The sequence below is a fragment of the Isoptericola jiangsuensis genome (genome assembly GCF_002563715.1).
GTDB lineage: Bacteria > Actinomycetota > Actinomycetes > Actinomycetales > Cellulomonadaceae > Isoptericola > Isoptericola jiangsuensis.
In genome coordinates this window covers 433,028-457,914 of record NZ_PDJJ01000001.1, presented here as the reverse complement: position 1 = coordinate 457,914, position 24,887 = coordinate 433,028, and the positions used below count along the sequence as shown (strand labels likewise).

Below are 24,887 nucleotides of genomic sequence, written 5' to 3'. Positions count from 1 at the left end.
GCGCAGCGCGAAGGCCCCCGGGACCAGCTGGTCCCGGGGGCCTTCGACCTCACCCGTGCCGGGCGGACCCGGCGGCAGGCGGGGTCGTCACATCTTGTTGCCGGCGGACCGCAGCTGCTGCGAGGCCTCGACGATGCGCGCGGCCATGCCGCCCTCGGCCAGCTTGCCCCAGGCGCGCGGGTCGTAGGTCTTCTTGTTGCCGACCTCGCCGTCGATCTTCAGGACGCCGTCGTAGTTCTTGAAGAAGTGGTCGGCCACCGGGCGCGAGAACGCGTACTGCGTGTCGGTGTCGATGTTCATCTTGATGACGCCGTTGTCGACCGCCTCGGAGATCTCCTCGGCCGTGGAGCCGGAGCCGCCGTGGAACACCAGGTCGAACGGGTTCTCCTGGCCGATCTCGTCGCCGACGGCCTTCTGGATGTCCGCGAGGATCGACGGACGCAGCTTGACCGCACCCGGCTTGTACACGCCGTGCACGTTGCCGAAGGTGAGGGCCGTCAGGTAGCGGCCCTTCTCGCCGGCACCGAGCGCGCGGACGGTCGCGAGGCCGTCCTCGGCGGTGGTGTACAGCTTCTCGTTGATCTCGGCCTCGTGGCCGTCCTCCTCGCCACCGACGACGCCGACCTCGATCTCGAGGATGGTGCGCGCGGCCTGCGAGAGCTCGAGGAGCTCCGCGGCGATGACGAGGTTCTCGTCCAGGGGGATGTCCGAGCCATCGAACATGTGCGACTGGAACGTCGGGTTCTTGCCGGCCTTGACCTGCTCGGCCTCGAGGGCGAGCAGCGGGCGGACCCAGGAGTCCAGGTTCTTCTTGACGCAGTGGTCGGTGTGGATCGCGATGTTGACGGAGTAGTTCTTCGCCACCTCGGTCGCGTACGCGGCCAGCGCGAGGGAGCCGACGACGCGGTCCTTGACCGTCGAGCCCGAGGCGTACTCCGCGCCACCGACGGAGACCTGGATGATGCCGTCCGACTCCGCCTCGGCGAAGCCCTGGAGGGCAGCGGTGATCGTCTGCGACGACGTGATGTTGACGGCGGGGTAGGCGAACTTGCCGGCCTTCGCCCGGTCGATCATCTCGGCGTAGACCTCGGGGGTTGCGATAGGCATCTGCGGTACTCCAATGAAGGGGCGTACGAGGGACGCAGCGGGCGCAGTGCCGTCCGTGCCGCCGGCAGGTGCCGAAGCCGGGCGGGCGGGCACGAGGCCCACATGCACACAGATTTTCTCACGAACGCGATGCGGACGTCACATCGCGTCGGACCCGTGAGACGGCGCGGTCCGCGACGGCCGTCCCGGGCGCTCCCGTGAGGGGCCTGCGCGCGGCCCCGGGACGAGGTGCCGGGACCCGTCAGAGGTGCTGCAGCGCCCACGTGTGCTGGGCGATCGCGGCGGCCGCGCCCGCGTTCAGCGATCGGGTGGAGCCGTGCTGGGTGATGTGCACGACGACGTCGCACACTGCCTGCGCCTGCGGCGTCAGCCCCGACGACTCCTGGCCGAACAGCAGCACGCAGCGCGCCGGCAGCTCCCGACCCTCGATCGGCACCGAGCCCGGCACGTTGTCCACACCCACCACGGTCAGGGGTCCGCCGTCCGCGGCCGCCGCCCACGCCGCCAGGGCGTCGGCACCCTCGTGGTGGTGGACGTGCAGGTAGCGGTCGGTCACCATCGCGCCGCGCCGGTTCCAGCGCCGCCGCCCCACGACGTGCACCCCGGCCGCGTTGAACGCGTTCGCGGTGCGCACCACCGAGCCGATGTTGAGGTCGTGCGCCCAGTTCTCCACCGCGACGTGCAGGGCGGTGCCCGGCGCGCGGCGCGCGTCGAGGTCGGCGCGGACCGCCTCGACGGTCCAGTACCGGTAGCGGTCCACCACGTTGCGGCGGTCGCCGTGCGCGAGCAGCTCCGGGTCGAGGCGCGGGTCCGGCTCACCGTCGGGCGTCCGCGGCCACGCCGCCTCGCCGCCGGGCCACGGCCCGACGCCGACCTGGGCGGGCTCGTCCCCACCGTCAGGCATCGGCGGGGACGGTCGCGTCCGTGTCCGCCTCGGCGGCCCGGGACGCCTCCCACCACAGGGCGGCACCCACGACCGCGGCACCCGCCACCGCGAGCAGCACCGGCCCGAACAGCGCCGTCGCGTCCGGCGGCGCCAGCAGCCCGCCGTCCGCGTCCTGCCACGGCCACAGGGCGCGCAGCGAACCGAGCATCAGTCCGGCGAGGACGGCCATCGTCCCCTGCCGCCGGTGCTCCAGCAGCCAGTGCAGCAGCTTGACGAAGCTGCCCAGCCCCAGCGCGGCCCCGACGAGGAACGCCCCGACGAACGCCAGGTCGCGGTCCGCGATCGCCTCCTGGACCGGCACGTACAGGCCCATGACGACGAGCAGGAACGACCCCGAGATGCCCGGCAGCACCAGCGCGTTGATCGCGATCGCCGCCCCCAGCACGACGTACCAGAGCGACGGGTCCGTCACCTGTGCCGGCGGCATCCCGCTCAGCACGAACGCGGCCGCCGCTCCCCCGACCACCAGCAGGGCGTCCGGCACCCGGAACCGGCCCGGCATCATCCGCAGGGGCACCAGCACCGACACCGCGATCATCCCGAAGAAGATGGACCGCATGATCACCGGCTGCGACTCCAGCAGCGGCGCGATGACGCTCAGCGACACCAGCAGCACCACGACCATACCGAGCGCGACCGGCACGAGGAACCGCCAGTCGACGGCCCGCAGCGCCCGGCGTGCCGGCCGCAGGCCGTGGCCCTGGGCGACGCCCTGCACGAGCTCGCGCAGCGCGTGCACCACCTGGCTGGCCGCGGTGAGCAGCCGGTCGTACAGACCCACGACCAGCGCGACCGTGCCGCCCGAGATCCCGGGGACGGACTCCGCCATCCCCACGAGCCCGCCCCGCAGGGCCAGGCCCGGGGCGTGGTGCCAGGGCGTCCCGGAGGGCGGCGCGGCATGGCGCCGCACGGCGCCGGTGTCGGTCGTCACGACGGATTCGTTGGTCACCCCCGGGAGCCTACGGGCCGCCGCCGGGCGGCGCGCCGTCCCGTCGTGCAGATCCCGTGGACGTCCACGGGCCGGGACCAACTACCGTGGGTCCATGACGGGACGACAGATCGACTGCTGGCTGACGGACATGGACGGCGTGCTGGTCCACGAGGGCAAGGCCATCCCGGGGGCGCCCGAGTTCGTCGCCGCGCTGCGTGACGCCGGTCGGCCGTTCCTCGTGCTGACCAACAACTCGATCTACACCGGCCGCGACCTCGCTGCGCGCCTCGCCCGGTCCGGCATCGACGTCCCCGAGGAGTCGATCTGGACGTCCGCGATGGCGACCGCGACGTTCCTCGCCGACCAGGTGCCCGGCGGGTCCGCGTACGCCATCGGCGAGGCCGGTCTCACCACCGCGCTGCACGAGGCCGGCTACACCCTCACCGACACCGCCCCCGACTACGTGGTGCTCGGCGAGACCCGCACCTACTCGTTCGAGGCCATCACCCGGGCCGTGCGCCTGATCCGTGACGGCGCCCGGTTCATCGCCACCAACCCGGACACCACCGGGCCGTCGGCGGAGGGCCCGCTGCCCGCCACCGGAGCGGTCGCCGCCATGATCACGGCGGCCACCGGGCGCCAGCCCTACTACGTGGGCAAGCCCAACCCGATGATGTTCCGCTCCGCGCTCAACCGGATCGACGCGCACTCCGAGACCACCGCGATGATCGGCGACCGCATGGACACCGACGTCGTCGCGGGCATCGAGGCCGGGCTCGAGACGTTCCTCGTCCTGACCGGGTCGACCTCCGCCGACGAGGTCGAGCAGCACCCGTTCCGCCCGTCGCACGTGGTGGACTCGATCAAGGACCTCGTCGACCGCGTCTGACCCCGCCGGCCGGGGGGGAGGTCAGGCCAGGCCGAGGTCGGTCAGGTCGAACAGGTAGTGGTACGGCACGCCCAGCGCCTCGATCTTCTCGCCCGCGCCCGTGGCGCGGTCGACGATCGTGGCGCAGGCCAGCACCTCGGCGCCCGCGGCCCGCGCGGCCTCGATCGCCGTGATCGGCGACCCGCCCGTGGTCGTGGTGTCCTCCAGGACGACGACCTTGCGGCCCGCGATGTCCGGGCCCTCGATCTGGCGCTGCATGCCGTGCGCCTTCGCGGCCTTGCGCACCACGAACGCGTCGAGGTCCTGGCCGCGCGACGCCGCGGCGTGCAGCAGCGCGGTCGCGATGGGGTCGGCACCGAGCGTCAGCCCGCCGACGGCGTCGACCTCGGCCGTGCCGAGCCCCGCCTCCTCCAGGTGGTCGAGCAGCACGTGCCCGATGAGCGGGGCGGCCCGGTGGTGCAGGGTCACGCGGCGCAGGTCGACGTAGTAGTCGGCCTCCTTGCCGGACGACAGGGTCACCTTGCCGTGCACGACGGCGAGCTCCGCGATGAGATCACGCAGCTGCTCGCGGGGGGTCGGGGAGAAGTCGGAGGTCATGCGTCCCAGCGTACGGTCCTGATCGCGCGATCCCCGCGTCAGCGGTAGTGGCCGATGGCGCGCACCGCGGAGCGCGGCAGCACCCGCAGCAGCGCGGAGGCCGCCTTGTACCGGCCCGACGGCGTGGAGATGACGATGCCGCGCCGCACGTCCGCGAGCGCGGAGGCGACGACGAACGGCGCGTCGAGCCACGCGGCGTCGGGGACCGACGACATGGACACCCCGGCGCGCTGGTGGAACTCGGTGCGGGTGAACCCGGGGCACAGGACGGTGGCGGTGACGCCGGTGCCGGCGAGCTCGACGGCGAGGCCCTCGGTGAAGGTGCGCACGTACGCCTTCGCGGCGGCGTAGGTGCCGCCCGCGGTGAGGGCCGCGACGGACGCGACGTTGAGGATCGCGCCGCGACCGCGGGCCTGCATCTGGCCGACGGCGGCGTGGCTGAGCTCCACGACGGCGCGCACCATGACGTCCACGGCGCGGAGCTCGACGTCGAGATCGCCGTCGACGAAGTGCTGCGCGGTGGCGAACCCGGCGTTGTTGACGAGGAGCCCGACGGGGCGCGGGTCGCCCGGCTGGTCGCCGACGACGGCGAGGCGGGCGGCGACGCGCGCGACGTCGTCGGGCACGGACAGGTCGGCGGGCAGCGCCTCGACGCCGACGCCGGCGGCGGCCCGGATCTGCGCGGCCACCTGTTCCAGCCGGTCGGTGTCGCGCGCGACGAGCACGAGGTCGTGCCGGGCCGTGGCGAGCTGCCAGGCGAACTCCAGTCCGAGGCCGGCGGTGGCGCCGGTGACGAGCGCGGTTCCCATGTCGGCACTCTAGAGCCCTAAGGTGCGCGTGTGCGCATCGCGACGTGGAACGTGAACTCGATCCGGACCCGTCTGCCGCGGGTGCTGGCCTTCCTGGAGCGGTCCGGCACGGACGTGCTGGCGATCCAGGAGACCAAGTGCCGCGCGGACCAGTTCCCGACGGCGGCGTTCGCCGACGCGGGGTACGAGGTCGCGGCGGCGGGGTACCACCAGTGGAACGGCGTGGCGGTGGTGTCCCGGGTGGGTCTGGCGGACGTGGAGGAGTCGTTCGGCGGCCAGCCGCGGTTCGGCAAGGCGGGCGCGGAGCCGGCGCTGGAGGCGCGGGCGCTCGGCGCGACGTGCGGCGGCGTGCGGGTGTGGTCGCTGTACGTGCCGCACGGCCGCACCCTGACGGACCCGCACTACGCGTACAAGCTGGAGTGGCTGGCCGCGCTGCGGGCGCGGGCGCAGGAGTGGGTGACCGCGGAGCCGGACCTGCCGCTGGGCCTGCTGGGCGACTGGAACGTCATCCCCCGGGACACGGACGTGTGGGACGTGACGGCCTTCGAGGGGCACACGCACGTGTCGGCGCCGGAGCGGGAGGCGTTCGACGCGTTCGCGACGGCGGGCCTGACGGAGGTGACCCGCGAGCACCTGCCCGCCGAGCGGACCTACACGTACTGGGACTACCAGCAGCTCGCGTTCCCGCGGGACAAGGGGCTGCGGATCGACTTCGCGTACGCGTCGGCGGCGCTGGCGGCGCGCGTCACGGGCGTGACGATCGACCGGGACGAGCGGCGCGGCACGGGCGCGAGCGACCACGTACCCGTCGTCCTCGACGTCGCGGACCTGCCCACGGACCGGTCCGGGGCCCCGTCCGGGGCATAGGTTGTGCACATGACCGAGCGCCCCGACGAGCCGTCCTTCGCCGCCCCGGGTCCCACGGCCCCGGAGCCGTCGGCGTGGACGGTCCCGGCGCCGCAGGAGCGGGTGGCCGGGGCGCGTCCGACGGTGGGTGCGCACCCGGACCCGGCCGTGCACGGCTCGCGGTGGGGCGCCCCGGGCGGGCCGACGGCGGCCGAGCGGGCCGCCGCGCGGCGCCGGGCCCGCTGGTGGGTCGCCGGCGTGCTGGCGACCGTGGTCCTCGTGGTGGCGGTCGCGGCGGGCGTGTCGTGGCTGGTGTCCAGCACCCGGGAGCGGGCGTGGGAGCCCGTGACGGCGGCGCTGTCCGCCCCGGCGGAGGTGAACGCGGTGCAGCTCGTCCTCGGGTCGTGCGTCGCGTCGGCGCCGACGGCGTCGACCGTCACGTCGGTCGAGGTGGTGCCCTGCTCGGTGGAGCACCGCGCGCAGGTGGTGGGCCGCACGGACTCGGCGCCGGACGCCGTCTGGCCGGGGGTCGACGCGCTGGCGCGGGCCGCGGCGCGCGCCTGCACCCCGGACCTCCTGGGGCCGCAGGCCCGGGGAACCCTCGGGGACGCGCTGACGTTGGTGGTGTGGACGCCCACGGCCGAGTCGTGGGCGGACGGGGACCGGACCGGGCTGTGCCTGGCGACGTCGTCGGATCCCCTGCCGGGCGACTTTCTGGAGTGATCCCGAGCCCCGGAGTTGTGAACGGGTCGCGCTGACCTGCACCGACGGCGCCGGGTGTGGCGGCCGTCACGACGGGACCTTCCCGGCGGACCGGACCTTTCCGGCGTTCTTTCGCCCCGTTCGAGGTGGGCACGAGGGATATTCCCGACAGGCGGCCTTGATCCCTCCGGACGCATTCCTTCACACCTTCTTCAGAAAAGCCCCGACGACTCACCGTTATCTGATTGTGATCTGCCGGTGCGGCGTCGTTAGCGTGCCGGGGTCGCCCCGCGTCCGTGCGTGGCGGTGCACCGTTCCGCAAGCCCAGTGCTGCCGGCGGACGGTCGCTTCTCAGAACCCGACGGCAGCAGCGGGAGAACCACTTTCGGGCGACCAGCCGGTCGTCCTCGGGGTGAAGTCGTCCTTCGACGGCAGGCCAACACTTCTCGGCCTAATCCGACAGCTCATCTCGCAGGCTGGAGAGGTAGAAGATGACCGACGCCCTCGTCGGCGCGCCCACGCGCGTCGCCCCCGCACACCATTCCCGTCTCCGCCGGGCCGCCGTCGCGATGTCGCTGACGGCCGCGCTGGCCGGCGGCACCCTCGTCGCCGGGGCGGGGACCGCCTCCGCGGCCACCACCTCCGGCACCAAGGCCCTCGGCGGCACCGTCGTCGCGGCCTCCCAGGCCCACCCGCGCGTCTCGATCACCGTGTCGCGCAAGACCGGGACGAAGGGCAAGCAGAACACCCGCCCCGTCTACACGGTCAAGGCCACCCGCGGCGGCACCGCCGTGCCCGGCCGCGTCAAGGTCTTCATCGACGGCAAGAAGGTCGCCGTCAAGAAGCTCAACAACAACGGCGTCGTCCGCTTCCGCCCCACCTGGGGCAAGTACGACGTCGGCCGCAACAAGGTCCGCATCGTCACCGACGCCGCCGCCCGCACCGGCCTGGCGGACGTGACCAAGTACCGCACCGTCAACGTCAAGCCGAAGCAGACCAGCGGCACCAAGGTCGTCAAGGTCGCCAACAGCTACGTCGGCACCCGCTACACCTACGGCGGCAGCAGCCCCCGCACCGGCTTCGACTGCTCCGGCTTCACCTCCTACGTGTACAAGAAGGCGACCGGCAAGACCCTGCCGCGCTCGTCCTCCGCGCAGCGGTCCGTCGGCAAGAAGGTCTCGCGCGCCGCGGCGCGCCCCGGCGACCTCGTCTACACGCCCGGCCACGTCGCGATCTACGCCGGCAAGGGCCGTGTCATCGAGGCGGGCAACCCCCGCACCGGCGTCATCAAGCGCTCCATGTGGCAGAGCAGCCCGGTCTTCATCCGGGTCTGACGCTCCCCCTGGCACGCACGGGCGGCAGGACGCACCTCTCACCGGGGTGCGACCTGCCGCCCGTCCGCGTTCCGGGTCAGCGCTCCTTGAACCAGCGGAACAGGTGCGACTCCCGCGTGGCGAGGGCCGTCCCGACGGCACCCCCGAGCACGGCCACCAGCCCGACGGCGACGGTCCGCATCCCCGTCCACCACACCGCGACGTCCGGGGCGGGGTGGTGCCACGCCGCCGCGCCCGCCACGACCGCTCCCGCCACCACGGCGGCGGCGAGCACCCAGCACAGGGTCTCGACCAGCACCTGCCAGGCCAGCGCCGACCGGCCGACCCCGGCGTGCAGGGTCGCGGCGAGCTCGAGGCGACGGAGCCGGACGGCGACCAGGCCGAGCGCCAGGCCGACGACGAGCGCCGCCCACGGCGCGAACCGGGTCACCCGCTCCTGAAGGAGCGCTGCGGGGTCGAAGTCTCGCCCCAGGGTCGTGTTGAGGGGGCCGAGGGTGGGCGGCTGCTCGGCGTCCGGGTCGGCGTCCACGACCGTCCACAGGAGGTTGGTCGTGCGCTCGTCGGCGGGCCACACCTCGGCCCAGCACGCGTCGAACGCTCCCGCGCCCGCCGGGACGGGCTCCAGCACGGCGTACGAGGGCGCCGGGTCGCGCCCGTCCGCCGGGTAGGCGAACACCGCGCCGACGACGGCGGCGCCCCGGTCCGTCGCGAGGACGTCGCCGGCGGACGCACCGAGCGCGACGGCGAGCTCGTGCGGCAACCAGATGCCCGCGGACGCGGCCTGCGCCCCCAGGACGCCGCCCAGCCCCGGCGTCACCTCCAGCGACGTCAACGGGGTCGACGGCAGGTTGAGGGAGCGCACCTCGCCGCCGGCGCGCACGGCGCCCGCCGCCACGACGCCGTCCACCCGGGCGAGGGCCTCGCAGCGTGCGCCGTCGACCTGGCCGGGCGCGTCGAGCACCTGCACGCTCCCCGCGGCCGCGCGGTACTCGGCAGCGGACTGCACGACCCCGACGACGGCCCGGACGTCAGCCACCGCGAGCACGCCCAGCAGGGTCGCCGCGACCGCGACGAGGACCGCCGCACGGGTCGTGCCCGACAGCAGGTTGCGCCGCGCCTCGCCCAGCACGGCGGCGGGTCGCATCCGGGCCCTCACGCCGGGACCTCACGCGGGACGGTCGCCGCCGGGTCCGGCCGGTGGCGGGCCAGGTCCACGACCCGGGTGCAGGCGTCGCGCGTGCTGGCGTCGTGGGTGGCGACGAGCACGACCGCGTCCGCGCGGGCGACCTGCGCGAGCACCGCGTTGACGGTGTCCGCGGTGGAGCGGTCGAGCTGGGCCGTCGGCTCGTCGACGAGCAGCAGGTCGGGCGCCGTGGCGACGGCCCGCGCGAGCATCAGCCGCTGCGCCTCCCCGCCCGACAACGCCCGGAACGGCCGGGGTGCCGCCGCCGCCAGGTCGAACACGTCCATGACCTCCCGCGCCTCGGCCTCGGCGTCCGCGCGGGTGCGCCCGCGGGCCAGCAGGGGCAGGACGACGTGGTCGAGGGCGGTGCGGCGGGCGACGCCGTGCGGGTTCTGGAACACCCAGCCGACCCGTTCGATCCCGACCCGTTCGACCGACCCCTCGGCCGGCTCCTCCCACCCGGCCACGATGCTCAGCAGCGTCGACTTGCCCGACCCGGACGGACCGACGAGGGCGACCACCTCGCCGGGGTGCAGCGTGAGGTCGAGCCCTGCGAACAGCGTCGCCGTCCCGGCGAAGCGGTGGCCGAGCCCCCGGGTGCGCACGCACCGCGCCGCCGGGTCCGTCAGCACGAGCGCCCCGGCCGCTGCCCGACGAGGTCGACCCGGTCCGGCACGTCGGCGTCGTCGAACGTCACGGACGTCTGCCCGAGGGACGACGCGACGACCGTCACCGGGTGGGTGGCGCCGTCCGACCGCACGCACCCGTGGTCCCCGACGAGCCCGAACAGCGCACCCGGCGGGACCACCGCGACCTCCAACGGGTCGGCGAGCGCCAGCTCGACCGTGAGCCCCGACTCGCCGTCCGTGCGCCGCCAGGTGTCCATCTCCGGGCTGTCGGCGAGCGCGGCGAGCAGGTCCGGGTCCGTCACCGTGCCGTCCGCGCCGACGGGCGCCTCGACGCCCGCCACCCGCGCGACCCGCTCGCGGCCGTCCTCGGCCGTCCCGCCGGTGAGGCGCAGCCCGGTGAGGACGCCGGACGTCGTGGCGAACGCTCCCGCGCTGCCGCCGAGCGGCGTCTCGCAGGAGGTCACGGCGACCCGGCGGGCCGGGATCCACAGCACGTCCGCCGGGGCGATCCGGCCGTCCGGTCGCCCGACCCCGACGTCGGCGAGCAGCGCGTTCACGGCGTCGTACGTCGCCCGGCCGAACTCGCCGTCGGCGTCCAGGTCGTGGCCGAGCCGCACGAGCTCGGCCTGCAGCGCCTCGACGTCGTCGCCCTCGTCGCCCCAGGACAGCTCGCGCCACAGCGGCACGGCCGTCGCCAGCGCCACCACCGGACGCCCGTCGACCGTCACCGGGCTCGTCCCCGACACGATCTCGCCGCCCGGGGTGCAGGACGTGCGTGTCACCGTGCCCGACGCCGCCAGGTCCAGCCGCGACGACGCCGACAGCACCGGCTCGACCTTCACCGTGCGGGCGTCGTCGTGGCTCTCCAGGGTCACCGGTGCCGACGTCGGCCCGTCCGACCCCGCGACGCTCGCCGGGACCGGCCCGGCCGCCACGAGCATCCCCGCCAGCGCGCCGCCGGCGACCAGCAGCGCCGCCGCGAGACCCAGCGTCCCGCCCGAGACCCGCGTCATGGCGTGCTGGTGAAACAGGCGGCGGACTCCTGCGCGGTGAAGGCGTCGGCCTCGAACTCCTCGAGAAGCCCGTGGACGTCGTACCCGGGATCGCGATAGCCCTCGCGCACGAGGCACTCCGCCCAGACCTCGTTGAGGTCCACGTTCTCAGGGTTGTCCCGTACTGCCAGGTACAGCGGCTCGACGACGACGGTCGTCCCTGCGTCGCACGTGTCGTAGGCATCGTGGGCGGCCTGGTCGTACGCCGCGGCGGCCTCCGGGTCGGTGGGTCGCGGCTCGGGGTTGACCTGGCGGTAGCCGCCGGCAGGCTCGATCTCGAACTCGTACCCCTGTTCGCGCACGCACGTCGCGAGCAGTTCCTGCGCCTCGCGGAACTCCGCCTCGGTGATGACGTCGTCGGCCAGCACGTCGCGCTCGAAGTCGGTCGTCGCGGCCAGTCGTGCCTGCTCGAACTCGTCCGAGTACGGAGCATCGCCGTCAGCGCTCTGGCACGCCGACATCAACGAGACCACGAGGATGACGCTGCCGGTCACGGCGGTGCGACGACCCGTGGAGGAGATCCCCGGGACGCGCGCCCCGCGCGCCCCGGGGGTCGACGCTGCCTTCGTCACGCGACGTACCACGCGGAGTCGATGGCACGACCGGCACTCTGGTTCTTCATCCAGGAAGGAACCTCGCCGGTGGCGGAGTTCTTCGCCTTCGCGCCGTAGGCGTAGCCGGTGGTGCCGGCGGCGCTCGTGTGGCGCGTGCGGGCCTGACCCCAGCTGCAGCTCGTGCTCGTGGTCGTCTTGGTGGAGTAGGAGTTGATGACGAGCAGGCAACCGGGGGCCGAGGTGGTGAGGGCGGTGGCCGGGGCCGAGGCGACGGCCAGCCCGCCGAGGGCGAGTGCGGTCGTGGCGAGCACGGAGGCGATCTTGCGCTTCATGGCATGTCCCATCGTCGTGCCACCCGCGTCGTCGTGGGTGGTCGTGACGACCTTGGCACCACCTCTGACCTGCGGCAACACGTACGTAAGGATTGCTCACATATCGAGACGGCGCCCCGGTCGGGCGACCTCGTCGCCGCACGGACGACGCCGCCCGGGCCGACCGTGAGGTCGGCCCGGGCGGCGTCGGGACCGCCAGGAGCGTCAGCGCAGGACGAGCCCCTCGGCACCGTCCTCGCGGTCCACGACGACCGTGTCGCCGTCGGCGACCTCACCGGCGAGCAGGCGCCGGGCCAGGCGGTCGCCGATCTCGCGCTGCACGAGCCGGCGCAGCGGCCGCGCCCCGTAGGCGGGGTCGAAGCCCTCCAGCGCCAGCCACTCGCGGGCCGCGTCCGTGACCTCCAGCGTGATCCGCCGGTCGGCGAGCCGCCGCGCGAACGCCTGCACCTGGAGGTCGACGATCCGGCCCAGCTCGTCCAGGCTGAGGGCGTCGAACACCACGACGTCGTCGAGCCGGTTGAGGAACTCCGGCTTGAACGCCGCCCGCACCGCCGACATCACGCCCTCGCGCTTCGCGGCGTCGTCCAGGGTCGGGTCCACGAGGAACCCCGACCCGAGGTTCGACGTCAGCACGAGGATGGTGCTGCGGAAGTCGACCGTGCGCCCCTGACCGTCGGTGAGGCGGCCGTCGTCGAGCACCTGCAGCAGGACGTCGAACACCTCCGGGTGGGCCTTCTCCACCTCGTCCAGCAGGACGACGGAGTACGGCCGACGCCGCACGGCCTCGGTGAGCTGGCCGCCCTCCTCGTAGCCGACGTACCCCGGAGGGGCGCCGACCAGGCGCGCCACGGAGTGCTTCTCGCCGTACTCGCTCATGTCGATGCGCACCATGGCGCGCTCGTCGTCGAACAGGAAGTCCGCGAGCGACTTGGCGAGCTCGGTCTTGCCGACGCCGGTGGGGCCGAGGAACAGGAACGACCCCGTCGGGCGGTCGGGGTCGGCGACGCCCGCGCGGGAGCGGCGCACCGCGTCGGACACGGCACGCACGGCGGCCTGCTGGCCGATGAGGCGTCGCCCGAGCACGTCCTCCATGCCGAGGAGCTTCTCCGACTCGCCCTGGAGCAGCCGCCCCGCGGGGATGCCCGTCCAGGCGGCCACGACCTCGGCGATCTCGTCGGCACCGACCTTGTCGGCGATCATCGGGGCCTCGTCGGCGACGACCTCCGCCTCCTCGATCGACGCCTCGGCCTGCTCGGCCGCGGCGAGCTCGCGCTCCACCTGCGGGATCTCCCCGTAGAGCAGGCGCGCGGCCCCCTCGAGGTCGCCCTCGCGCTGGAGCCGGTCGGACTCGGTGCGCAGCTCGTCGATGCGGGCGCGCAGGTCGCCCACCCGGTTGTGGCCCGCCTTCTCGGACTCCCAGCGGGCGGTGAGGGCGGCCAGCTCCTCGCGGCGGTCCGCGAGGTCGGCGCGCAGCTTCTCCAGCCGGTCGCGGGACGCGACGTCGTCGGAGTCCTTGAGGACGACCTCCTCCATCTCCAGCCGCGTCACCGCGCGCTGGAGCTCGTCGATCTCGACGGGCGAGGAGTCCATCTCCATGCGCAGGCGGGACGCGGCCTCGTCCACCAGGTCGATGGCCTTGTCGGGCAGCTGGCGCCCGGGGATGTACCGGTCCGACAGCGCGGCGGCGGCCACGAGCGCCGAGTCCGCGATGGTGACCTTGTGGTGCGCCTCGTACCGCTCCTTGAGCCCGCGCAGGATCGCGACGGTGTCCTCCACCGACGGCTCACCGACCAGCACCTGCTGGAAGCGGCGCTCCAGGGCCGGGTCCTTCTCGACGTGCTCGCGGTACTCGTCGAGCGTCGTGGCGCCGACCATCCGCAGCTCGCCGCGGGCGAGCATCGGCTTGAGCATGTTGCCCGCGTCCATCGCGCCCTCGCCCCCGGCTCCGGCGCCGACGACGGTGTGCAGCTCGTCGATGAACGTGATGACCTCACCGTCCGACGCGGTGATCTCCTCCAGGACGGCCTTGAGGCGCTCCTCGAACTCGCCGCGGTACTTCGCGCCCGCGACCATGCCGACGAGGTCGAGCGCGACCAGGCGCTTGCCCTGCAGGGAGGTGGGGACGTCACCGGCGACGATGCGCTGCGCCAGACCCTCGACGACGGCAGTCTTGCCGACGCCCGGCTCGCCGATGAGCACCGGGTTGTTCTTCGTGCGGCGCGACAGCACCTGCACGACCCGGCGGATCTCCGCGTCGCGGCCGATGACGGGGTCCAGGCGGCCGTCGCGGGCCCGCTGGGTCAGGTCGGTGCCGTACTGTTCCAGCGCCTTGTACGTGCCCTCCGGGTTGGGGCTGGTCACCCGGCCGTTGCCGCGCACGGCGGGCAGGGCGGCGCGCAGCGCGTCCGCCGTCGCACCGGTGGAGGTGAGGGCCTGCGCGGCCGGGGACGACCCGGCCGCGATCGCGACCAGCAGGTGCTCGGTGGACACGTACTCGTCGCCGAGCGCCTGCGCCTCCTGCGCGGCGTCGGTCAGCACCGACTGCAGCGCCCGGGACGGCGACGGCTGCGCGACGCTGCCGCCACTGGCGCCGGGCAGCGCGACGAGCGCGGCGCGGGTCTTGCGGCCCACCTGCTGGGCGTCGGCGCCCACGGCCTCCAGCAGCCCGACGGCGACACCGCCCGTCTGGGCGAGCAGCGCGGCGAGCAGGTGCGCGGGCTCGAGCTGCGGGTTGCCGGCCGCCGACGCCGAGGCGACCGCGTCGCCGATGGCCTGCTGCGACATCGTCGTGAACTTCGTGTCCATGGATCCTCCGGGTCCGTCGTCTGAGGGGTCTACGGGTGCCAACGGGCGCCAAGTTGAGTCTATTCCGCTCAACTTTGATCGCGCACTCCCGACGCGACCACGCTGCGGGACCGGGGTGACGGACGCCGCCCGGTGCGGGATGCTGGTGGGGTGACCACCCTCGCCACCGCCGCCCGACGGCGCACCCGCCGCGCCCTTGTCGCCCTCCTCGCCGTCACCGGCCTGCTGCTGCTCGCCGGCTGCATGAAGATCGAGATGAACCTGACCCTCTCGGAGGACGACACCGTCTCCGGCAACGTCGTCATGGCGGTCTCGAACGAGATCGCCGAGTCGATGGGCATGGACGCCGGCGAGCTGTGGGACCAGATGGGCAGCGAGATGGGGTCCGAGCTGCCGGACGGGGGCACGCAGGAGCCCTACGCCGACGGGGAGTACACGGGCAGCACCTTCACCTTCACCGAGACGCCGCTCGACGAGTTCGGCGGCACCGGGTCCGAGGATCTCTCCATCACCCGCGAGGGCGACGAGTTCGTCGTCGACGGCGTCATGGACCTCAGCGAGGACACCGAGGAGATGGCCGGCGCGGGCGACATGCCCCAGGAGATCCTCGACACGTTCCTCGTGTCGATCTCCGTCACCTTCCCCGGCGAGGTCACCGACACCAACGGCGCGGTCGACGGCACCACCGTCACCTGGAACCCGCCGTTCGGCGAGCGCACGGAGATGACCGCACGCGGCTCCGCCGTCGGAGGCGGCGCCGCGGCCGAGGAGCCCGGCACCGACGCGTCCGAGGGTGCGAGCACGGGCGGCGACACCGACTCCGACGCGATGGACCTCGTCGTCGCCGAGGACGGCGGCTTCCCCTGGTGGATCGTCGGCCTGGTCCTCGGCCTCGCCGTGCTCGGCCTCGTCGCGGCGCTCATCGTGCGCAACAACCGCCGCCCGCAGCCCGCCGCCGCGCCGCAGCAGGGCGACGCGTTCGGCTCGCTGCCCGGTCAGCAGGCGCCCGGTTCCGGGCCGGCCGCCCCGGGCCAGTCGCCGCCCGGCCCGCCGAGCCAGCAGCCGGGCCAGCCGCCCGTCGACCCGTACGACCCGAACCGTCGCTGACGGCCCGGAGATGACGACCGCCGACGACGCCGTGCGCCCCGACCCCGGGGCGCACGGCGAGGCCTGGCAGCCGGACCTGCTCGGCCGTGCCTTCGAGGCCCGTGAGCTCGTGCTGCCCGAGGGCGCACGGGCGACGCTCGTGCGGCACACGCCGTCGGTCGCGCCCGACGGGAGGCCCGCCCGGGTCGCGGTCCTGGCCGTGCACGGGTTCGCCGACTACTTCTTCCACCCGCACGTCGCCGAGGCGTTCGCCGCGGCGGGGCACGCGTTCTACGCGGTGGACCTGCGCGGGCACGGCCGGTCGTGGGACAGCCACGTCGCGGCCGGCGGCGACCCGAACCTCGTCCCGGACGTCGCGGTGTACGCGCAGGACCTCGACGCGGGGGCCGCCACGATCCGCGTTGCCGGGCACGAGCGCCTCGTCGTCCTCGGCCACTCCACGGGCGGACTGATCGCCCCGCTGTGGGCGTCGGCCCGCCCGGGGCGTGCGGACGCCCTCGTGCTGAACAGCCCGTGGTTCCAGCACAACGCCGGGCTGCCGCTGCGCTGGTCGGCCGTCGCCCTGGCCGAGGCGGTCGCCCCGGTCGCGCCGCGCGCCGTCCTGTCGCAGCTCGACGACGCCTACGCACGCGCCCTGCACGTGGACCACGGCGGCGAGTGGCCGTTCGACCCGGCCTGGAAGCCGCACGCGCCCTTCCCCGTGCGCGCCGCCTGGTTCCGGTCGATCCGCCGCGCGCAGCGTCGTCTGGCGCGCGGCCTCGACCTGGACGTCCCCGTGCTCGTGCTGACGTCGGACCGGTCGACCTCCACGGAGCACCTGACCTCGGACACCGTGCTGGACGTCGCCCACATGCGCGCGATCGCGCCCCGCCTGGGCGACGACGTGAACCTCATGACGATCGCGGGCGGCACCCACGACCTGTCCCTGTCGCCGCCCCCGGCGCGCGAGGAGTTCCTGCGGGCCGCCGTGGAGTGGGTCGACGCGAGCGTCTGACCTCGCTCCCGGGCCCGGCAACCGCCGTGTCCGATTCCCGCTAGCCCCGGGGGGCGGCAAGGGTGACGATGGTCGCCATGAGCACCTCGCCCGACGTCTTCACCGAGCGCTACCGCGCCATCGCCGCGCGTGACGTGCGGTTCGACGGGCAGTTCTTCACCGCCGTGCGCACCACGGGCATCTACTGCCGACCGTCGTGCCCGGCGCGCACGCCCCGTGCGGAGAACGTCACGTTCTACCTCACGAGCGCCGCCGCGCACGACGCCGGCTACCGCGCGTGCAAGCGCTGCCTGCCCGACGCCGCGCCCGGCACCCCCGCGTGGGACCTCCGGGGCGACCTCGCCGGGCGCGCGATGCGCCTCGTCGCGGACGGCGTGGTGGACCGCGAGGGCGTGACCGGCCTCGCGACGCGCCTCGGCTACACGCCCCGGCACCTGCACCGCGTCCTCGTCGCCGAGCTCGGCGCCGGCCCCCTCGCCCTGGCCCGCGCCCAGCGGGCCCAGACGGCCCGCGCCCTGCTCACCAGCACCGACCTCGCCGTCGCGGACGTCGCGTTCGCCGCCGGGTTCGGCAGCATCCGCCAGCTCAACGACACGGTCCGCGACGTGTTCGCCACGACGCCCACGGCGCTGCGCGCGCGCCGTCGCCCACCGGCGGACGGACCACGGCACCACGCGAACGCCTCCGCCGGACCGGTGGACGGATCCGCACCCGCGGCGCGCACCGGTGCGGGCGCGGACGACGGCGGGCAGGTCCGCCTCGACCTCGTGCTGCCGGTGCGCGAGCCCTTCGACCTGGCGGACGTCGTCGCCTACCTCGCCGCACGAGCCGTCGACGGCGTGGAGTCCGCCGACCCGGCCGTCCCCCGCTACGCGCGCACCCTGGACCTCCCCCACGGGCCCGGCGCGGTCGAGGTGACGGCCGGTGGGCCCGGCCGGGTCGTGCTGCACCTGGAGCTCGGCGCCCTCGGCGACGTCGCGACCGCCGTCGCCCGGGTGCGCCGCCTCCTCGACCTCGACGCCGACCCGGTCGCGGTGGACACCGCCCTCGCCGACGACCCCGTCCTCACCGGCCTCCTCGCCGCGCGACCCGGCCTGCGGGTGCCCGGCACGACGGACCCGCACGAGCTGGTCGTGCGGGCCGTCGTCGGGCAGCAGATCTCCGTGGCGGCGGCCCGCACCCACCTGTCGCGCCTCGCCGCCGCGACCGGCGTCCCGTACGCGTCGGGCGTGCCCGGGCTGTCCCGGCTCTTCCCCACCGCCGCGCAGGTCGCCGCCGGCGGCGCCCCGCACCTCGCGCTGCCCGCCCGCCAGCGCGACACCGTCACCCGGGTCGCCCGGGCGCTGGCCGACGGCGACCTCGCCGTCGACGTCGGCGCGGACACCGCCACGCTGCGCGCCGCCCTGGAGGCGCTGCCCGGCATCGGGCCGTGGACGTCCGGGTACGTGGCGCTGCGCGTGCTCGGCGACCCCGACGTCTGGCTCACCGGGGACGTCGCGCTCCGCGCCGGCGCCCGCACGCTCGACCTGCCCGACTCCCCGCGCGCGCTCGCCGAGCGCGCCGCCGCGTGGGCGCCCTGGCGCTCCTACGCGGCCCGCCACCTGTGGCACGCCGCCGCCGGCGCGCGCTCCGCCACCGTCCCGAGGAGGACCTCATGACCGCCGCCACGACCCTCGACACCGCCGACGGACCGTTCACGATCGTCGCCGACGACGGCGTCGTCCTCGCTTCAGGCTGGACCGACGACGTCGCGGGGCTCGTCGCGCTCGTCCACCCCGGGCTGCGTCCCGAGGGCGTGGAGCCCGTGGGACCCGACGACGCCCGGGTCGCCGCGCCCGTCGCCGCGGTGCGCGCCTACTACGCGGGCGACCACGACGCCGTCGGACGGGTGCCGGTGCGGCAGCGGTCCGGCCAGTTCCGCGAGCACGCCTGGGACGTGCTGCGCGACGTCGCGCCCGGCGACCCGGTGACGTACACCGAGTACGCGGCGCGAGCGGGACGGCCCGCGGCCGTGCGCGCCGCCGCCGGGGCGTGCGCCCAGAACGCGGCCGCGCTGTTCGTGCCGTGCCACCGGGTGCTGCGCTCGGACGGCACCCTCGGCGGGTTCCGCTACGGGCTGGCCGTCAAGGAGTCGCTGCTCGCCCGCGAGCGCACCGCCTGACCGTCAGCCCAGGTCCTCCGGCGCGAGGAGGAACTCCGCCTCGTCGGCGATCTCCCCGCCGACGGCGCCGTGCAGCGCCGCCGCGACCTTGCCCACCAGGTCCGCGGCGCGCTTGCGCGCCACCACCAGGGACGGCTGCGGGAACTCCATCTGCGCCTCGTGCAGGTCCGGCGGGTCCCACACCACGCGGTAGCAGATCGCGCCGTTGCTCGCCCACGGCAGCTCCTTGACGAGCAGCGGCAGGACCTCCTCGCCGTTCACCTCGACCGTGACGAACCCGTCGTGGCCCAGGTCGATGGTGAGGCCGTAGCCGTCCAGCACCACCGGGGCCTGGAGGGCAGCGATGTCGTAGTCGTCGGCGCGGGCGTGCAGCTCGCGGCGCAGGTCCGGGTCCATCTTCTCGCCCGGGTAGAGCGGCTTCTCCGCGATCCCGGCGGGCGGGCCCTGGTAGTCGGCGCCCTGCGTGGCCAGGACGACGCGCGGGTGCACGGCCTGGAGCACTCGGTGCGCGGCCTGCGGGTCCAGCCAGATGTCCGACCAGACCGTGAGGTCCACGGACGCCCCCGGGTCCGGGGTCAGCACGACGCCGGAGCCCGCGCCGCGGCGCGCCAGCTCCGCCGGGTCGAAGATCCCGGCCACGTCGAGGCGCACCGACCCGCCGAGGCGGCGCGCGGCGGCGACGAGCCACCTGACGACCCGCTCCTCCTCGCGGTTGGGCAGGCCGCGGGGGAAGCCGCGCGCCAGCCCGTCACGGTCGCCGCCGCCCGGGTAGGGCGGCTCGTCCCACCGCTCGCGCGGCGTGACGACGTCGAACACCATCGCGGTGCCGCCCGGCACCCCGAGCTCGAACCCGTCGCCCTGCGGCGCGTACGGCCCGATGACGTGGCTGTGCCGGCTCAGCCGCAGCACCCCCGGCTCCCCCGGCCCGGCGATGCGGCCGGCGGGGAGGTCGGCGCCCGGCAGGTCCGCCGGGACCACGTCCCAGCGCGTCTGGCCGAACCGCGACAGCGCCAGCACCTCCACCTCGTCGACGACGACGTCGTCCGGCACCGCGAGCAGGTGTCGCGCCTGATGACCCTGCGTCGTCGACCTCGGCAACCGAGGCAGGGGGGTGGGGCTGGACTGGGCCATCTGGCGCAGCTCCTTCCGGGACCGTGGCGGCGTGCTGACGTGCGAGGTCACCGTACCGGCGCGGCGGGACAGCGCGTAGCGACGTCTGCCGTCCCGGTAGTGCCCGGTCATACGTCGGTGCGGTGGAACGACTGCCAGGACCGGCTCGCCGTCGGGCCGCGCTGCCCCTGGTAGCGCGACCCGTAAGCGTCCGAGCCGTACGGGTGCTCCGCCGGCGACGACAGCCGGAAGAAGCAGAGCTGGCCGATCTTCATGCCCGGCCACAGCGTGATGGGCAGCGTCGCGACGTTGCTCAGCTCGAGCGTCACGTGGCCCGAGAACCCCGGGTCGATGAACCCCGCCGTCGAGTGGGTCAGCAGGCCGAGGCGGCCCAGGCTCGACTTGCCCTCCAGGCGTGCCGCGACGTCGTCGGGCAGCGTCACCGCCTCGTACGTCGACCCGAGGACGAACTCCCCCGGGTGCAGCACCAGCGGCTCGCCCGCGTCGACCTCGACGAGGCGGGTCAGCTCCGGCTGCTCCTGCGACGGGTCGATGTACGGGTACCGGTGGTTGTCGAACAGCCGGAAGTACCTGTCGAGGCGCACGTCGATGCTCGACGGCTGGATCATCGTCGGGTCGTACGGGTCGAGCACCACCCGCGCGGCGTCGATCTCGGCTCGGATGTCGCGGTCGGAGAGCAGCACGTGGACACGGTAGCCCGCTGCCCGGCCGCGTGCTGCACGCGTCTCGGGGAGCTGCGTCGCCCCCGCCGCCGAGCGTCTCTGAAAGTCCGGTTCGGAGCCCCGATGCCGGACTTTCAGAGACGCTCGGCACCGGGCGCGCGGGGGCCGGTTCGGCTCAGCGGCCAGGTTTGGGTATGATCACCGGTGCGCGCATCTCGACGGTCCTGAGGACCGCCCGGGACGTCCGTGCGGGTGTAGTTCAATGGTAGAACTTCAGCTTCCCAAGCTGATAGCGCGGGTTCGATTCCCGTCACCCGCTCCAGTACAAAGCCCCCGGCCGACGGCCGGGGGCTTCGTCGTCCTCCGGGACGGACCTACTCGCAGGCGACGCCGTCGCCGTCGCGGTCGAGGTGGCGGCCGTACCCCGGGTCCCCGGTGCGGATCGGGGCGGCGCCGGCCTCGCGGACCGCGGTGCAGTTGTCGTAGCTGACGCCGGCATCGGTCGTGGCGGTCGCGTCGTCGGTGGGCTCCTGCTCCTCGGCGGACTCGGCGTCGTCCGTCGCCCCGGAGGTCGGCTCGACGCGCAGGTCCGTGTCGTCGGTGGGCAGCGGCTCGTCCGGGCAGGTGGACAGCACGCGGGCCATGGCGTCGTGCTCGGCCGGCGTCACCCACAGGTCGTAGACCTGCTTGACGGCGATTTGCCGGGCGACGTACGCGCAGCGGACCCCCTTGTACGGCGGCAGCCACGTCGCGGCGTCCTTGTCGCCCTTGGCGCCGTTGGTGGGTCCGTCGACGGCCAGCAGGTTCAGCGGGTCGTTGGCGAGCAGGGCCCGGTCCTCGGCGTCGAGCTGCTGCGCGCCCTTCTGCCAGGCGTCGGACAGCGCGACGACGTGGTCGATCTGCACGGCGGTGGACGTGGTCTGCCCGCGCCGGAACTCGATGCGGGTGGCGGTGTAGGGGTCGTCGAGGGTGCCGGTGAGCACGACGCAGTCGTGCGTGCCGTCCTTGAAGGTCTCGCCGGCGAGGTCGCGGGCGAGGATGTCGTTGCGGGTGTCGCAGCCGTTGTGGTCGACGTCGGCCCAGGCGGGACCGAACTCGTCGCGGTCGTAGCCCGTCTTCGGGGCGCGGCCCTTGACGGCGAGGTCGTCGAGCGCGGCCCGCGCGGTGCCGGCGGTCGGGGCGTCGTCGGGGCCGCTCGACGCGGGCGAGGTCGACGCGCTCGAGGAGGCGGGACCGGCCGTCCCGACGGCGCCGGGCGCGGCGCAGCCGGAGCCGGCGAGCAGGACCAGCAGGACGGCGCCGACGACGGACGCGGAGCGCCGACGGGCGGCGCGGACGAGCGGGTGGGACGATGCGGGCAACAGGACTCCCCGGGGTGTGGACGGACGACGCCCCATTGTGGGGCGTCGGCAGGCCCTTTCCCTGGTGACGTGGCCGGGGCCGCTCCCGCCGGGTGCCACGGTGGACCACGGGCCGTCCGCTCGACGCGCGCTCCGGGCAACCGCTGGTTACGCTCCCCGCAGGTCGAGTCGAGGTCGACGCCGTGGGGGCTGGCATGTCGTTGCGTACGGGAATCGTGGCCGCCGCCGTCGGCGCCCTGCTCATGGTGGACGTCGGGGCGGCGGCAGCCGCGCCCGACCTCCGGGGACCCCACGTGGACGAACCGGTGTCCTGGCAGTCGAAGGTCGACTCGACGCGCCAGGTCCGCTCCGCGGACGCCCGCTACCGCGCCCAGGCCACGGCCACCGGCACGAGCAAGCGCGTCCACACCGTGCAGGTCGTCGTCGCCACCCCGAAGGGCATGACGAAGTCCCAGGTCGCCCGGTACCTGCGCACGTCCGACGTCGACCGGCTCGTCGACGGCGTCGCGAGGTACTGGCGTGAGCAGTCGGCCAACCGCATCACGTTCGTGCGCACCGGCGCCGTCGAGCGGATCGACACCGGCGACGGCGCCTGCCGCACGCAGAAGCAGATCATCAAGCAGGTCAAGCGCGGCGGCGCGAAGCACTACGGCAAGGGCTGGTACACGTCGTCGACGCGCGGGCCGGACCGGCGCGCGCACCTCGTGGTGCTGTACCCGTACCGGTCGGGCGACTACCCGGGCGGCGGCCGGTTCGGCTCGACGTGCGACGGCACCGTCGGGCTCGGGTCGATCCCGTCGTCCACCGGCCGCAACTCCCCCGGCGGGTGGACGTTCGTGCTGGCGGGCGGCCCCAACGGCGCATCCGTCGGCAGCCGGTGGTCGCACGAGCAGTACCGGCGCGGCATCGCGACCCTGGCGCACGAGGTCGGTCACAACATGGGTCTGGAGCACTCCGGGGTCGGCTGGTGCGACGGCGTCAGGGACGGCGGCTTCCGCAGCGGCTCCTGCGGCGCCGCCGAGGGCCTGGACCCGCTGGACCTCATGGGCGCCGACTTCGCCGCCCGCGGCGTGCCCGCCCTGTCCGGCGCGCAGCGGCACCGCCTCGGCGTGCTGCCCGCGAGCGAGCGGCAGTGGGTCGGGAAGTCCGGCGGCAACCGGACGGTCTACCTGACGGCCCGCGACCGGGACACGAAGCGCCCCACGCTCGTGCGCGTGCGCGACCCCCGCAGCGGCGAGACGTACAGCATCGAGCTGCGGCGCAAGGACCCGGACGTCAGCTACCCGTACGCACGCATCCCCTACCGGGCGAGCCGCGACTACACCGTCCGCTACGGCGTGACCGTGAGCCGGGTCGCCGGCAGCCGGTCCACGTGGGCGTACCCCGGCGAGCACCTGATCGTGCCGATGGGGAGGTCGTCCGCACGCCGCTCCTCCATGTGGGAGGGGCAGACGTTCACCACCCGCACGGGCGGCGTGAAGATCACCGTGAAGAACGTGTCGGCCGGCCAGCGGACGGCGAAGCTGCGCATCACGTTCCCCTGATCCCGGGCCGGAGGGTCAGGGGCGGGAGCGGGGCCGCAGCCGCACGTCGGGCAGGACGGGCGCCCGCAGGGGCCCCGTCGCGTACCCCTCCACCCGGCCGAACCGGCGGTCCTCCGCGCCCGGCGCGTAGCCGGTGGCACCGTCGTCGCGCTCGTCCACCTGCGCCGCCCACGCGTGGCGCGCCGCGACGATCTCGTCGTGGTCGCGCGCCACGAAGTTCCACCACATGACGACGTCCTCGGTGAACGGCTCCCCGCCCAGCAGGATCGCGCGCACCGGCGCGTCCCCCGCGACGACGACCAGCGCCGCACGGCCGGGTGCCACGTAGCCGAGCGTCGCGGGCGGCACGGGGACGCCCTCCAGGGTGACGTCGCCGGTGTCGACGAGCAGCCCGTGCTCGAACCCGGGCTCGACGTCGAGCACGACCCGGGCGCCGGGCTCCAGGTCGAGCTGGGCGCCGACGAGCGGCGTGTACGTGCGCGCCGGGGAGCGCAGCGTCGTCCCGCCGACGATGAGGCTCCCCAGGAACACCTGCACCCGGGCACCGTCGGCGGTCGCGACGGGCAGGTCGCCGTGGTGCTCGAAGTGCGGCGCGCCGTCACGGGCGTCGGCGGGCAGCACCGTCCACAGCTGGACGCCGTGCAGCACCCCCGGGCGGTCGCGTCCGGGCTGGGGCGCGGGGGTCTCCTCGGAGTGGGAGATGCCGCGGCCGGCCGTCATGAGGTTGAGCTCGCCCGGCAGCACCACCTGCCGGGACCCCACGGAGTCGCGGTGCAGGATCTCCCCGGCGAACAGCCAGCTCACCGTCTGCAGGCCGATGTGCGGGTGCGGGGGCACCTGCATGCCGGCGGTGCCGCTCACGTCGTCGGGCCCGTAGTGGTCGCTGAAGCACCAGGCGCCCACGAGCGAGCGACGGCGCTGCGGGATGGTGCGTCGCACCGTCATGGCGCGCGGGCCGCCCAGCGGCACGTCCCGGGCCTCCAGCACCTCGACGTCGGCCACGGGTTCCCCGACGGCGCACACCTGCTCGGTGGGCCGGGTCTCGAGGTTGCTCATGGGCCGAGGGTACGCGTGGCAGCGCTCCCGGGTGCGGCCGAGGCCCCCGGGGCGGCCGGGGGCCTCGGCGTGCCCAACGTTCCCCGCGCGATCGCTGGCGGGGCGCCGTGTCGACGTCACGGCCCCGGGCGTCCCTGTCGGTGCGGCCGGGACCA

Annotated in this window: 24 protein-coding genes, 1 tRNA gene and 1 riboswitch; of the genes, 10 read left to right on the top strand and 15 right to left on the bottom strand. The window is 74.7% G+C overall.

Translation table 11 applies throughout. The features are described 5' to 3' along the window. Nucleotides 1-87: 87 nt before the first annotated feature. The 3 genes from fbaA to ATJ88_RS02120 form a co-directional block, all read right to left on the bottom strand. On the bottom strand, nucleotides 88-1,107 hold the full coding sequence (fbaA, locus tag ATJ88_RS02130; protein WP_098462401.1) for a class II fructose-bisphosphate aldolase: 1,020 nt from the start codon (nucleotides 1,105-1,107) through the stop codon (nucleotides 88-90). A 241-nt stretch (nucleotides 1,108-1,348) separates the two neighbouring features. After that, a complete protein-coding gene (locus ATJ88_RS02125; RefSeq protein ID WP_098462400.1) occupies nucleotides 1,349-2,011 on the bottom strand; it encodes a TrmH family RNA methyltransferase in 663 nt (220 codons plus the stop codon). Further along, nucleotides 2,004-3,002 carry a DUF368 domain-containing protein gene (locus ATJ88_RS02120; RefSeq protein ID WP_141538591.1) on the bottom strand — a complete coding sequence of 333 codons (999 nt, stop codon included), beginning with the start codon at nucleotides 3,000-3,002 and terminating at the stop codon, nucleotides 2,004-2,006. Before ATJ88_RS02120 ends, ATJ88_RS02125 begins: the two co-directional genes overlap by 8 nt. A gap of 94 nt (nucleotides 3,003-3,096) precedes the next feature. Here ATJ88_RS02120 and ATJ88_RS02115 point away from each other — a divergent pair, with 94 nt between their 5' ends. Continuing rightward, on the top strand, nucleotides 3,097-3,873 hold the full coding sequence (locus ATJ88_RS02115) for an HAD-IIA family hydrolase (protein WP_098462398.1): 777 nt from the start codon (nucleotides 3,097-3,099) through the stop codon (nucleotides 3,871-3,873). A 21-nt stretch (nucleotides 3,874-3,894) separates the two neighbouring features. Here ATJ88_RS02115 and pyrE read toward each other — a convergent pair whose 3' ends face one another. Next, nucleotides 3,895-4,470: an orotate phosphoribosyltransferase gene (gene pyrE, locus ATJ88_RS02110; protein ID WP_098462397.1), complete on the bottom strand. Its 576-nt coding sequence runs from the start codon at nucleotides 4,468-4,470 to the stop codon at nucleotides 3,895-3,897. Nucleotides 4,471-4,508: 38 nt separating this feature from the next. Then, complete coding sequence (locus ATJ88_RS02105) at nucleotides 4,509-5,279, bottom strand: SDR family NAD(P)-dependent oxidoreductase (protein ID WP_098462396.1); 771 nt, start codon at nucleotides 5,277-5,279, stop codon at nucleotides 4,509-4,511. Nucleotides 5,280-5,309: 30 nt separating this feature from the next. Here ATJ88_RS02105 and ATJ88_RS02100 point away from each other — a divergent pair, with 30 nt between their 5' ends. From ATJ88_RS02100 to ATJ88_RS02090, 3 genes are all read left to right on the top strand, one after another. Then, the gene (locus tag ATJ88_RS02100; protein ID WP_098462395.1) at nucleotides 5,310-6,146 is read left to right on the top strand and encodes an exodeoxyribonuclease III; all 837 of its coding nucleotides are present in this window, start codon (nucleotides 5,310-5,312) and stop codon (nucleotides 6,144-6,146) included. 9 nt (nucleotides 6,147-6,155) lie between these two features. After that, nucleotides 6,156-6,848, top strand: coding sequence for a septum formation family protein (locus tag ATJ88_RS02095; protein ID WP_098462394.1), 693 nt, complete (start codon nucleotides 6,156-6,158; stop codon nucleotides 6,846-6,848). Between the two features lie 325 nt (nucleotides 6,849-7,173). After that, nucleotides 7,174-7,320, top strand: a riboswitch (cyclic di-AMP (ydaO/yuaA leader). After that, nucleotides 7,319-8,161, top strand: coding sequence for a C40 family peptidase (locus ATJ88_RS02090; protein WP_245852064.1), 843 nt, complete (start codon nucleotides 7,319-7,321; stop codon nucleotides 8,159-8,161). It overlaps the preceding riboswitch by 2 nt. A 76-nt stretch (nucleotides 8,162-8,237) precedes the next feature. Here ATJ88_RS02090 and ATJ88_RS02085 read toward each other — a convergent pair whose 3' ends face one another. The 6 genes from ATJ88_RS02085 to clpB form a co-directional block, all read right to left on the bottom strand. Continuing rightward, nucleotides 8,238-9,317 carry a hypothetical protein gene (locus ATJ88_RS02085; protein WP_141538590.1) on the bottom strand — a complete coding sequence of 360 codons (1,080 nt, stop codon included), beginning with the start codon at nucleotides 9,315-9,317 and terminating at the stop codon, nucleotides 8,238-8,240. After that, nucleotides 9,314-9,976, bottom strand: coding sequence for an ATP-binding cassette domain-containing protein (locus tag ATJ88_RS02080; RefSeq protein WP_098462392.1), 663 nt, complete (start codon nucleotides 9,974-9,976; stop codon nucleotides 9,314-9,316). The genes ATJ88_RS02085 and ATJ88_RS02080 overlap by 4 nt, the downstream gene beginning before the upstream one ends. Further along, on the bottom strand, nucleotides 9,970-10,986 hold the full coding sequence (locus ATJ88_RS18970; protein WP_098462391.1) for a peptidoglycan-binding domain-containing protein: 1,017 nt from the start codon (nucleotides 10,984-10,986) through the stop codon (nucleotides 9,970-9,972). Before ATJ88_RS18970 ends, ATJ88_RS02080 begins: the two co-directional genes overlap by 7 nt. Next, nucleotides 10,983-11,597 carry a hypothetical protein gene (locus tag ATJ88_RS02070; RefSeq protein ID WP_098462390.1) on the bottom strand — a complete coding sequence of 205 codons (615 nt, stop codon included), beginning with the start codon at nucleotides 11,595-11,597 and terminating at the stop codon, nucleotides 10,983-10,985. Before ATJ88_RS02070 ends, ATJ88_RS18970 begins: the two co-directional genes overlap by 4 nt. Next, complete coding sequence (locus ATJ88_RS02065; RefSeq protein ID WP_098462389.1) at nucleotides 11,594-11,911, bottom strand: hypothetical protein; 318 nt, start codon at nucleotides 11,909-11,911, stop codon at nucleotides 11,594-11,596. Before ATJ88_RS02065 ends, ATJ88_RS02070 begins: the two co-directional genes overlap by 4 nt. A gap of 204 nt (nucleotides 11,912-12,115) precedes the next feature. Next, nucleotides 12,116-14,716, bottom strand: coding sequence for an ATP-dependent chaperone ClpB (gene clpB, locus ATJ88_RS02060; RefSeq protein ID WP_098462388.1), 2,601 nt, complete (start codon nucleotides 14,714-14,716; stop codon nucleotides 12,116-12,118). Nucleotides 14,717-14,866: 150 nt separating this feature from the next. Between clpB and ATJ88_RS02055 the strand changes: the two genes are divergently transcribed. From ATJ88_RS02055 to ATJ88_RS02040, 4 genes are all read left to right on the top strand, one after another. After that, on the top strand, nucleotides 14,867-15,823 hold the full coding sequence (locus ATJ88_RS02055; RefSeq protein WP_098462387.1) for an LppM family (lipo)protein: 957 nt from the start codon (nucleotides 14,867-14,869) through the stop codon (nucleotides 15,821-15,823). Between the two features lie 10 nt (nucleotides 15,824-15,833). Beyond that, nucleotides 15,834-16,817 carry an alpha/beta hydrolase gene (locus ATJ88_RS02050; protein ID WP_098462386.1) on the top strand — a complete coding sequence of 328 codons (984 nt, stop codon included), beginning with the start codon at nucleotides 15,834-15,836 and terminating at the stop codon, nucleotides 16,815-16,817. A 77-nt stretch (nucleotides 16,818-16,894) separates the two neighbouring features. Beyond that, nucleotides 16,895-18,475, top strand: a complete 1,581-nt coding sequence (locus tag ATJ88_RS02045; protein ID WP_098462385.1) for an AlkA N-terminal domain-containing protein — start codon at nucleotides 16,895-16,897, stop codon at nucleotides 18,473-18,475. Beyond that, nucleotides 18,472-18,978, top strand: a complete 507-nt coding sequence (locus tag ATJ88_RS02040) for a methylated-DNA--[protein]-cysteine S-methyltransferase (protein ID WP_098465060.1) — start codon at nucleotides 18,472-18,474, stop codon at nucleotides 18,976-18,978. Before ATJ88_RS02045 ends, ATJ88_RS02040 begins: the two co-directional genes overlap by 4 nt. A gap of 3 nt (nucleotides 18,979-18,981) precedes the next feature. Here ATJ88_RS02040 and ATJ88_RS02035 read toward each other — a convergent pair whose 3' ends face one another. Beyond that, nucleotides 18,982-20,109 (bottom strand): hypothetical protein, encoded by a 1,128-nt coding sequence (locus ATJ88_RS02035; RefSeq protein WP_098465059.1) that lies wholly within the window; start codon nucleotides 20,107-20,109, stop codon nucleotides 18,982-18,984. Nucleotides 20,110-20,216: 107 nt separating this feature from the next. After that, nucleotides 20,217-20,792, bottom strand: coding sequence for a dCTP deaminase (dcd, locus tag ATJ88_RS02030; protein ID WP_098462384.1), 576 nt, complete (start codon nucleotides 20,790-20,792; stop codon nucleotides 20,217-20,219). Nucleotides 20,793-21,019: 227 nt separating this feature from the next. Here dcd and ATJ88_RS02025 point away from each other — a divergent pair. Continuing rightward, nucleotides 21,020-21,093 (top strand) — tRNA-Gly (locus ATJ88_RS02025). A 52-nt stretch (nucleotides 21,094-21,145) separates the two neighbouring features. On the opposite strand, the gene ATJ88_RS02020 is transcribed toward ATJ88_RS02025, so the two are convergent. Further along, nucleotides 21,146-22,132: a GmrSD restriction endonuclease domain-containing protein gene (locus ATJ88_RS02020; RefSeq protein ID WP_245852063.1), complete on the bottom strand. Its 987-nt coding sequence runs from the start codon at nucleotides 22,130-22,132 to the stop codon at nucleotides 21,146-21,148. 194 nt (nucleotides 22,133-22,326) lie between these two features. Here ATJ88_RS02020 and ATJ88_RS02015 point away from each other — a divergent pair, with 194 nt between their 5' ends. Next, nucleotides 22,327-23,676, top strand: coding sequence for a zinc-dependent metalloprotease family protein (locus tag ATJ88_RS02015; protein WP_141538589.1), 1,350 nt, complete (start codon nucleotides 22,327-22,329; stop codon nucleotides 23,674-23,676). Between the two features lie 15 nt (nucleotides 23,677-23,691). Here ATJ88_RS02015 and ATJ88_RS02010 read toward each other — a convergent pair whose 3' ends face one another. Next, nucleotides 23,692-24,732 carry a pirin family protein gene (locus tag ATJ88_RS02010; RefSeq protein ID WP_098462381.1) on the bottom strand — a complete coding sequence of 347 codons (1,041 nt, stop codon included), beginning with the start codon at nucleotides 24,730-24,732 and terminating at the stop codon, nucleotides 23,692-23,694. Nucleotides 24,733-24,887: the final 155 nt, after the last annotated feature.